The organism is Streptomyces prasinopilosus (genome assembly GCF_001419695.1).
Lineage (GTDB): Bacteria > Actinomycetota > Actinomycetes > Streptomycetales > Streptomycetaceae > Streptomyces > Streptomyces prasinopilosus.
In genome coordinates, this window is the sequence record NZ_LIRG01000780.1 from 1 (window position 1) to 3,059 (window position 3,059).

Here is a 3,059-nt window from a genome sequence, read left to right on the forward strand (position 1 = left end):
AACCAGAAGCGCTCCTGGCCCGGGGTGCCGAAGAGGTAGAGCACCAGCTGCTCGGTGATCTTGATGCGGCCGAAGTCCATGGCCACCGTGGTGGCGGTCTTGGACGCGGAGCCGAAGTTGTCGTCGACGCCGACGCCGGCCTGGGTCATGGTCTCCTCGGTGGTCAGCGGCTTGATCTCGCTGACCGACCCGACCATGGTCGTCTTGCCGACCCCGAAGCCGCCCACGATCACGATCTTCGCCGCGGCCTCGGCCGTGTGCGGCAGCTGATCCTCGGTCCGTGGGCCCGGGATGGTCTCAGAGCCTTTGAAGTCCATGCATCACCGCTTCGAGAAGGGAACGGTCGGGCAGCGCCTTGCGGACGATCGGGGCGCGCGCCTGCACCAGTTCCGCCGCCAGCATGTCGGTGAGCAGCACGGTCACCACGCCGAACGGCAGGCTGAGGTAGGCCGAGAGCTCGGCCACGGACAGGGGGGCGGCGCAGAGCCGGAGCAGGGCCGCCTGCTCGGGCGTGGCGGAGTGCGGGGGGTCCTCGACGCTCGCCACGATCAGGGTCACGAGGTCGAGGTCCGCGCGGTTCCCGTCCGCACCGGCGACGACGTACAGCCGTTCCGGGTTGGGCCGTTCGTCCTCCCTCCCGTCCTGGGCCGGTTGCGGAGGAGGGTCCTCCTGCGGGGAGCGCCTCTGGCGTTGCGGAGGAGTCATACGGTCGTCCCGTTCCGGCGGGGCGGGCTGGTGAGGTGGGCGCCGATGCGGACGACGAGGTCGCGCATCATGCCCCCCATCCGCCCGGGTTCACAGGTCATGTCGGAGAGCACCGCGAGATAGGCGTTGGCGCCGGCGGCCATCAGGTAGAAGTAGCCGCCGTTGATCTCGATGATCACCATCTTCATCTCGCCGTCGCTGCGCGGGAGTTCTCCGGCGACGGCACCGGCGAGGCTCTGTACGCCGGCGCAGGCCGCGGCGACCCGGTCGGCGGCGTCCGGCTCGCCGCCGAAGCGGGCGATGCGCAGGCCGTCGGCCGAGAGCACCACGATCATCTCGACACCGGGTACGCCGTCGGCGAGCTCCTTGAGCATCCAGTCGAAGTTGGCGCGTTGCTGGATCACTTGAGGTCCCCCTCGTCCTCGGCCTCGGTGCGGGCCGGTTCGTTGATCAGATGCAGGTACGCGGTCGGGTTCCGGGTGAAGTCGGTGGGGTGGACGCCGGGTTCGAGGTCCTTCTTCAGGCCGTCCCAGAACGCGTCGACCCACAGCCCGGGTTCGCGGTCGTCCTTCGGCTTGGCCGGTTCGGGCTCGGGGGCCGGCCAGGGGGACCGGATGGTCTCGCCCCGTTCGGCGGCCTCCCGCTCGGCCCGTTCGGCGGCGGCCTGTTCGGCGTACCGCTGGGTCAGCGACGTCTTCACCCGGCTGCGGCGCTGCGGCAGGCCGTTGGAGGTCCATTCGGTGACCTCGGGGACGTCGTCCTCCATGGAGACGGTGGCGGGGATGCTCGGGCTGGTGGGACGGCGCTTCTTGGGGGCGCGCTTGGGGCCGGGGAGCGCGTCGACCTGCATCGGCACCGCGGTCGCGCCGATGCCGTGGGCGAGGCCGACGCCGGGCTCGGTGGTCATCATGTCGCTCGGCACGATGAGGACCGCGCGGACGCCTCCGTAGGCGGAGGCCCGCAGCGAGACCTGCATCTTGTACCTGGAGCAGAGCCGGCCGATGACGGCGAGGCCCAGGCGGGGACTCGTGCCGAGGTCCTGGAGGTCGACGCCCGCCTTGGCCTTCTCCAGCTTGTCCTCGATCCGGGCCCGCGCCTTCTCGTCGAGGCTGACTCCGGCGTCCTCGATCTCGATGGCGACGCCGGTCTGCACCTCGATGGCGGTGACGTGGACCTTGGTCTGGGGCGGGGAATAGCGGGTGGCGTTGTCGAGCAGTTCGGCGACGGCGTGGATGACCGGCTCGACGGAGATGCCCTTGATGTTGACCTTGGCGATGGACTTCAGGTCGATGCGCCGGTACTCGAGGATGCGGGACATCGCGCCGCGCAGCACGCTGTAGAGGGCGACGGGCTCGGGCCACTGGCGTCCGGGACGGCCACCGCCGAGCACGGAGATGGAGTCGGCGAGGCGGCCGATCAGCGCGGTGCCGTGGTCGATGCGCAGCAGGTCGTCGAAGACCTCGGGGTTGCGGCCGTGGTCCTCCTCCATCTCCCGCAGTTCCTTGGCCTGCTGGTGGACGATCGCCTGGACCCGGCGGGCGATGCTGACGAAGGAGCGCTGGGAGGAGTCGCGCAGGGCCTCCTCGTCGTCGATGATCTTCAGCATCGTCCTGAGCAGTTTGATCTGGTACTCGGGCAGGTCGCGCCAGGCCGGGTTGACCTCCCTGATGTGGCGGATCACTTCCCGGGGGGTGTTCCCGCGGTGCAGGAAGTCCAGGGCCTCGGGGACCACGGCGTCCGCGAAGTGCAGCGTCTCCGTGTCGTGGGCGGCGATCCGCGCTTCCAGGTACGCGCGGTGACGGTCGTGTTCGGCTCGCTCGTCCCGCAGGACGCGGCCGCGGCGCACCGCCTCGGCCGCGGCGGCGATCACCAGCAGGGTCGCGACGACGCCGCAGGCGCCGACGGCCGCCCGGGCGGGCTCCGTCACCAGGGCGACGGCGGCTCCGGTTGCCGCGGCCATCACTATGGCCGGCATCAACAGCACGCGCGCGTAGGGAAGTTCGCGGCGACCGGGCGGGGATTGGACACTCACCATGTAGGCCTCTGAGAACGAATCGGCTGGTGGTCGGGGGACATGCGGGTGGGGATGGACCGGGAAGACAGGGGAATCATCCGCGCAATAGGGAACAGACACACGAATTCATCCCAACTCGGTGCGCTGCGGGCGAGCTTAGTCCGACAGGATCAACGCCGTGTCATATTCGGCGAGTGCCGGAAATGACCCCTGGGACAGGAGTACGCTGAAGCTCATTTACACTCTCGGGAACCGTTCGAGCACGCACCGTAGTAGCGTCCAGATGTGCGAATTCCGCTTGCCGCCGGATGGGAACGCCGCCGGCGGCAAGCGGAATTCG

Annotated in this window: 4 protein-coding genes; all 4 read right to left on the reverse strand. The window is 69.7% G+C overall.

Features of this window, described 5'->3' with window-relative positions:
- On the reverse strand, window positions 1–317 hold a 317-nt coding region (locus tag AOK18_RS26315), incomplete at its 3' end, for a GTP-binding protein (protein WP_206281595.1).
- Window positions 298–705, reverse strand: coding sequence for a DUF742 domain-containing protein (locus AOK18_RS26320; protein WP_055695961.1), 408 nt, complete (start codon window positions 703–705; stop codon window positions 298–300). The genes AOK18_RS26320 and AOK18_RS26315, both read right to left, overlap by 20 nt.
- The gene (locus AOK18_RS26325) at window positions 702–1,109 is read right to left on the reverse strand and encodes a roadblock/LC7 domain-containing protein (RefSeq protein WP_055573140.1); all 408 of its coding nucleotides are present in this window, start codon (window positions 1,107–1,109) and stop codon (window positions 702–704) included. Before AOK18_RS26325 ends, AOK18_RS26320 begins: the two co-directional genes overlap by 4 nt.
- Entirely contained in the window at window positions 1,106–2,740 is a 1,635-nt protein-coding gene (locus AOK18_RS26330) for a sensor histidine kinase (RefSeq protein ID WP_079105193.1), read from the reverse strand. Before AOK18_RS26330 ends, AOK18_RS26325 begins: the two co-directional genes overlap by 4 nt.
- Between the last annotated feature and the right edge of the window lie 319 nt (window positions 2,741–3,059).

What these genes read in the sequence shown, in the direction of transcription:
- AOK18_RS26320 (WP_055695961.1), bottom strand. Translation starts at nt 705, where the DNA reads ATGACTCCTCCGCAACGCCAGAGGCGCTCCCCGCAGGAGGACCCTCCT.
- AOK18_RS26330 (WP_079105193.1), bottom strand. Translation starts at nt 2,740, where the DNA reads ATGGTGAGTGTCCAATCCCCGCCCGGTCGCCGCGAACTTCCCTACGCG.